This window comes from uncultured Aquincola sp., from assembly GCF_964001545.1.
Lineage (GTDB): Bacteria > Pseudomonadota > Gammaproteobacteria > Burkholderiales > Burkholderiaceae_C > Aquincola.
The window spans coordinates 1-5,591 of sequence record NZ_CAXFDV010000507.1 but is presented as its reverse complement, the minus strand read 5'-3'; the positions used below and the strand labels follow the sequence as shown (position 1 = coordinate 5,591).

Genomic DNA, 5,591 nt, shown 5'->3' with positions numbered 1-5,591 from the left:
TCAAGGTGCTGTCGAGGTGGAAGCGGAAGGCGCGCGAGCGGTGGCTGTCGCCGAAGTCGGCGTCGGTGGCGTCGGCCCAGCCGTAGTTGCCACTCACGGCCTGGTTGCTGATGGTGGCGAAGCTGTCGGCTTGCAAGCTGCCGAAGTCGCGGCCGCCATAACCAATGTGGGCAGCGGCGGGCACGGAAGCGGCCGCAGCAGCGGCGAGAACGAACAGACGAGCGGAAGTCATGTCGATCGGCGATGAAAAAAGTGAGGAGGCGCAGGCGCACACCCGCCCGCTGCCCGGCCTCAGCGGCAGGCAGCGCGAAACAGGGGGCGATGACGGGGGTGGGGAGACCGGGGCGACGCGAGCCGGCCGCGCTGGGCTTCAGGCCTTCAGCGTCGGGGATGGCATCGGGGATGGCGTCGGTGGACCACGCACAGGCAGCGGCACGCTCGACTGCTCAGCAGTGAACGGACAGATGCAGAGGGTGGACCAGACCGGCGGACCGGTCTCAGGGGCAGCGAAGAAGGCTGCTCAGGCGCGCGCGGGCGGACCGCGAGGCGGCAGCGGCGCGGCGGTGGCCGCTGCCAGGCGTGCGGCCGGAATGGCCTGCATCACATAGGCCAGCGGCGACAGCGGCAGCACCTGGGGCACCACTGCAGCCGGCGGTGGTGCGCTGCCCAGGGTGCACAGCGGGCACTCAGTGCCATGGCCCTTCGCAAGCGATGCGTCGTCCTGACCATCGGCCAGCACGAGCTTGACGACGCCGGAGGCGCTGCACACCAGGTTCATGGCTTGCGGATGCAGCAGCGGCATCAAGGCCATGTTGAACACGACCACGACGAACGCAGCCAGCAACAGCCGGCAGGTCCAGGGGGCGTGGCGCAAGGCATTCATGGCGCACCGATTATGTGCTGCGTGTACGCCGTTCGTGAAGTACTTCCTGATAATAAGGATCCTCTTGCAGTTGTCTATGTAACTTCGCGCAGACGAGCCCGCGCGCGGGTGCCCGACGGGTTTTCACCAGTGCACGCCGGGAGCTTCTCCGTGGTGTGTGCAGCCACGGGCTGAGTAAGGTCGGCCTCACACACAGAGGCGGCCGTCAGCGGTCGCCCAGCAGGAGGCGTCCGTTGGCAAGCGATCAGGCCCGGGTGACGTGCGAGCGCACGACAAGTGGTGCACCGGCCATGCGCAAAGTGTTGGCAGTGGGCATCGGCCTGGCCTGGGCCACGGCCGGGCAGGCCCAATCGGGCGCGGCGGCCACCGCGCCGCCGGCGCCGCCCGAGGCCGCCGCCTCCAGCGCGCCGCTGCCCCGCGTGACGGTGACGGGCCGGCGGCCCATCGACGTGGGGCCGATGCCGGGGCTGATGGTCACCCGCGACCAGATACCGGCCAACGTGCAGACGGCCACCGGCCAGCAGATCCGCGCCTCACGGGCGCTGAACCTGGGCGACTACATGAACCAGGAGCTGCAGGGCGTCAGCGTCAACGACTACCAGGGCAACCCCTTCCAGCTGGACGTCAACTACCGCGGCTTCACCGCCAGCCCGCAGGTGGGCACGCCGCAGGGCCTGTCGGTGTTCTTCGACGGCATCCGCGTCAACGAGCCCTTCGGCGACGTCGTCAACTGGGACCTGATCCCCACCAACGCGATCGAGCGCTTCGACCTGTTTCCGGGCTCCAACCCGCTGTTCGGCCTCAACACGCTGGGCGGCGCCATCTCGGTGCGCAGCAAGACGGGCTTCAGCGCGCCGGGGCTGCAGGGGCAGCTGACGGCCGGCGCCTGGGGCCGGCGGCAGCTGCAGCTGTCGGGCGGCGCCAACGACGGCACGCTGGGCGGCTTCTTCGCGCTCACCCGCTTCCAGGAAGACGGCTGGCGCGACGATTCACCCTCGCGCGTGAACCAGCTCTTCGGCCGTGGCGACTGGCGCGGCGAAGCCGCATCGGCCTACGCCAGCATGCTGTATGCCGACAACCGGCTGGTGGGCAACGGCCTCATCCCCATCGACTTGTATAGACAACGGGCCGAGTCCGTCTTCACCTCGCCCGACGAGGCGCGCAACCGGGTGCTGCAGTTTTCGGTGGGTGGCCAGTTCGACCTCAGCGAGCGCGCCAACCTCACCGCGATGGCCTACCACCGCGACAGCCGCCGGCGCGGGCTCAATGGCGACATCTACGCCGGCTTCGACGACTTCGGCGACCGCGACATCAGCCCCGACGGCGTGGCCCGCAACGGCGCCACCCGCGGCGGCGGCTTCACCGGCCCCGGCGTGGTGGAGGGCACGCCGATCGGCCTGCTCACGCGCACCGACCTGGAACAGCGCAGCAACGGCCTGTCGCTGCAGTTCAACTGGAACCAGGAGCGCAACGCGATGATGCTGGGCGCCTCGCTGGACCGCAGCCACACCCGCTACGACATGTTCCAGCGGCTGGGGCTGATCGATGCGGCGCACCGGGTGTTCGCGGCGCCCGACCAGATCGACCCCGACTACTACGCCGCCGAGTTCGACGTGCCGGGCAACAACTTCGACGGCACCTCCACCACCCGCAGCCTGTTCTTCCAGGACACCTTCACGCCGGTGCCGCAGCTCACGCTCACCGCCGCCGCGCGCTACAACCACACCCACGTGGACAACACGCTGCTGGCCCGCAGCAGTGCCGGCCAGGTGCCGCTGCACGAGCTGCGCGAGTTCCGCGCGCCGGAATACACCGACGGCCAGGTGTTCCGCCGCACCCGCACGCAGGAAAGCTTCACCTACCGCTCGTTCAACCCCTCGCTGGGCATCAACTGGCGGCCCGTGCAAGACCTCAACCTCTTCGGCAACCTGAGCCGGGGCGCCCGCGCCCCCTCGGTGGTGGAGCTGGGCTGCGCCTTCGACCCCACGCCGGTGGAACGGGTGCCCGGCACGCCCAGCCTGGGCACCGCGCCGCGCAGCCTCACCGGCCCCGGCTGCAGCCTGCCCACCGCCTTGTCGGCCGACCCCTACCTGCCGCAGATCCGCGCCACCTCGGGTGAGCTGGGGCTGCGCCAGCGGCTGACCACCGACTGGGACTGGAACGTCAGCGTGTTCCGCACCGACCTGCGCAACGACATCTACTTCGTGGGCGTGGGCGATGGCCGCAGCTACTTCGACACCATCGGCAAGACGCGCCGCCAGGGCATGGAGCTGGGCCTCAACGGCCGCATGGGCCCGCTGGACCTGCGGGTGAACTACTCGTTCACCGACGCCACCTTCCAGTCGCGCTTCTACACGCTGAGCCCGCACAACAGCACCGCCGACTTCAACCAGAACTCGGCCTACGTGGGCGATACGCAGGTGATCGGCCAGGACGTGCTGCCCACGCCCAATGCCGCGCTCAACCGCGGCTACGGCACCTACCGCATGATCCGCATCGACCCCGGCGCACGCCTGCCCGGCATCCCGGCCCATGCGCTGAACCTGCATCTGGGCTGGCGGGTGGCGCCGGGCTGGAAGCTGGGCCTGGGCATGGTGGCCCGGTCGATGGCCTACATGCGCGGCAACGAGAACAACCTGCACCAGGGCGCCGGCACCGACCAGGAGATCGGCCGCTACTACTGCAGCCAGGCCGGCGGCTGCGACTTCAGCGGCTTCAGCCAGCTGCCGGTGCGCACCGGCCGCAGCTTCCGCAACTCGGGCAAGGTGCCGGGCTACGCGGTCTTCAACTTCGACGCCAGCGTGGAAGTCAGCCGCGGCTTCACCGCCTTCGTGCAGGTGACCAACCTGTTCGACCGCCAGTACTTCACCGCCGGGCGGCTGGGTGTCAACCCGTTCACGCCGGGCACCAACGGCAGCAACGGGCCCAGTGGCTGGAACTACAACTCCAGCGAATGGCAGAACACCTCGCTGGTGGCGCCCGGCGCGCCGCGCGGCGTGTTCGTGGGCTTCAGCTGGGATCTGGGCACCCCCGCCGCGGACCGCTGACGGTCCTGCCCCGGGCGCCTCGGCAGCGCCCATCTTCCAGGAGTACCCCGCATGAACCTTCGCAAACCCAGGCTGCCGCCCCGGCTGGCCGTGGCGCTGGCCCTGGCGGCCACGGCCGGCACCCCGTGGGCCGCCTCGCCCGGCTTCGTCACGCTGAGCGCCGATGGCGAGCGCGTGATGACCCGCTGCAACCCGCGCCACCTGGCCGCGCAGCAACGCTGCCGCGTGGCCAGCCTGCCGGGCGAAGCGGGCTACACCCTGGTGGCTTCGCGCAGCAGCGCGGTGGTGAAGAACGACGTGGTCATCGGCCAGCTGCTGGACCGGGTGTGGAAGCGCAACAGCGACGCCAGCTTCATCTTCGGCCTGCAGCTGCAGCTCAATGCCAATGCCTACGACCTGACGGGGCTGTCCTTCAACGCCAACGACGTGTTCCGCCAGGTGCGCGAAGACAAGGCAGTGGCCATCGCCTACTACCCCGGCAGCGCGCTCAAGGCGCTGAAAAAAGCCGGCCGCACGCTGCAGGGCCTGAACGAAGTGCCGCCGGTGGACGACGACGACGAAGATGCCGCCGGCGTGGCCGCGGTGGATGCCGCGGCCGATGCCCACAACGAACCCATCGACGACACCGGCCCGCGCCGGCCGCTGCGCAACAACGGCTGGGTGGACTTCCGCATCGATGCCAACGCGGCCGAGCCGCAGGGCCTCAGCAGCGCGCATTCGCCCTGGCTGCTGGTGCGCACCAAGGCACCGGCGGGCTATTCGGTCCGGCCCTTCGCCATCCGCCTGCTGAGCTCCGACTTTCCGGATGCTTCCCAGTTCACCGAGCTGTACCTGAGCGGCTACCAGCCCGACTGACGCAGCCACCACCAGGAGAACGAGCATGACCCTCAACCGCAAGCTCCCGCTGGCCGGCGCCGCGCTGGCCGCCACCTTGTTGCACCTGAGCGCGCACGGCGGCTTCGTCACCGTGCCGGTGCAGGCCGCCGGCACGCAGCCGCTGGTCGCCATCAACCCGAAGATCAACCTCGACACGCCCACCGAGACCCAGGACCGCGCCAACACGCTGGGCACCCTCACCGGCGCCGACATCGCCTCGGCGCTGCCGGCCGGCACCATCCTCAAGGCCAGCCGCACCGCGCCCATCGTGATCAACGGCGTGACCGTGGGCACGCTGCACGACCGCGTGTGGTGCGCCGGCAGCGGCAGCACCTGCAATGCCACCAACAGCTACACGCTGGGGCTGCGGGTGCAGCTCAACACCGCGGCCTGGAACCCTTCGGGCCAAAGCTTCGAGCTGAACGACCTCTTCCGCGCCATCCGCGCGGCGGTGGCGGCTGACGTGGCCTACTACCGCGGCTCGGCCAACCCGCTGCCCACCGCGGCGCCCTTCCCGGCCACACAGCCGGCGCCGGGCACCAACGTGGAAACCGCCTCCTCCTACAAGGACCTGGAAGTGGTGGGCCGCACGCTGCAAGGGCTGTTCGAGCCATCGGGCTCGGCCCAGTACGCAGCCAAGACCACCAACAACGGGTGGATCGATTTCCGGGTGGATGTGAACAAGAACGACCCGGACGTGGCCATTCCGTACTCGTACAACAGCGAATGGTCGCCCTGGCTGGTGGTGCGGCAGGTGTGCCCCAGCGGCTACAACGCCACGCCGC

Annotated in this window: 5 protein-coding genes; 3 read left to right on the top strand and 2 right to left on the bottom strand. The window is 69.9% G+C overall.

Annotated features, from left to right (window positions below; translation table 11 throughout):
* Together ABNT58_RS17265 and ABNT58_RS17260 are read right to left on the bottom strand one after the other, a co-directional pair.
* Window positions 1–232, bottom strand: a 232-nt coding sequence (locus ABNT58_RS17265; RefSeq protein ID WP_348754680.1) for a hypothetical protein, incomplete at its 3' end; no start/stop codon positions are given.
* 288 nt (window positions 233–520) lie between these two features.
* Window positions 521–883 (bottom strand): DUF2946 family protein, encoded by a 363-nt coding sequence (locus tag ABNT58_RS17260; protein ID WP_348754679.1) that lies wholly within the window; start codon window positions 881–883, stop codon window positions 521–523.
* A 290-nt stretch (window positions 884–1,173) separates the two neighbouring features.
* Here ABNT58_RS17260 and ABNT58_RS17255 point away from each other — a divergent pair, with 290 nt between their 5' ends.
* The 3 genes from ABNT58_RS17255 to ABNT58_RS17245 form a co-directional block, all read left to right on the top strand.
* On the top strand, window positions 1,174–3,930 hold the full coding sequence (locus ABNT58_RS17255; RefSeq protein ID WP_348754678.1) for a TonB-dependent receptor: 2,757 nt from the start codon (window positions 1,174–1,176) through the stop codon (window positions 3,928–3,930).
* Between the two features lie 51 nt (window positions 3,931–3,981).
* A complete protein-coding gene (locus tag ABNT58_RS17250; RefSeq protein ID WP_348754677.1) occupies window positions 3,982–4,785 on the top strand; it encodes a hypothetical protein in 804 nt (267 codons plus the stop codon).
* Between the two features lie 25 nt (window positions 4,786–4,810).
* Window positions 4,811–5,591: hypothetical protein (locus ABNT58_RS17245; RefSeq protein ID WP_348754676.1), on the top strand; the 781-nt coding region annotated here is incomplete at its 3' end.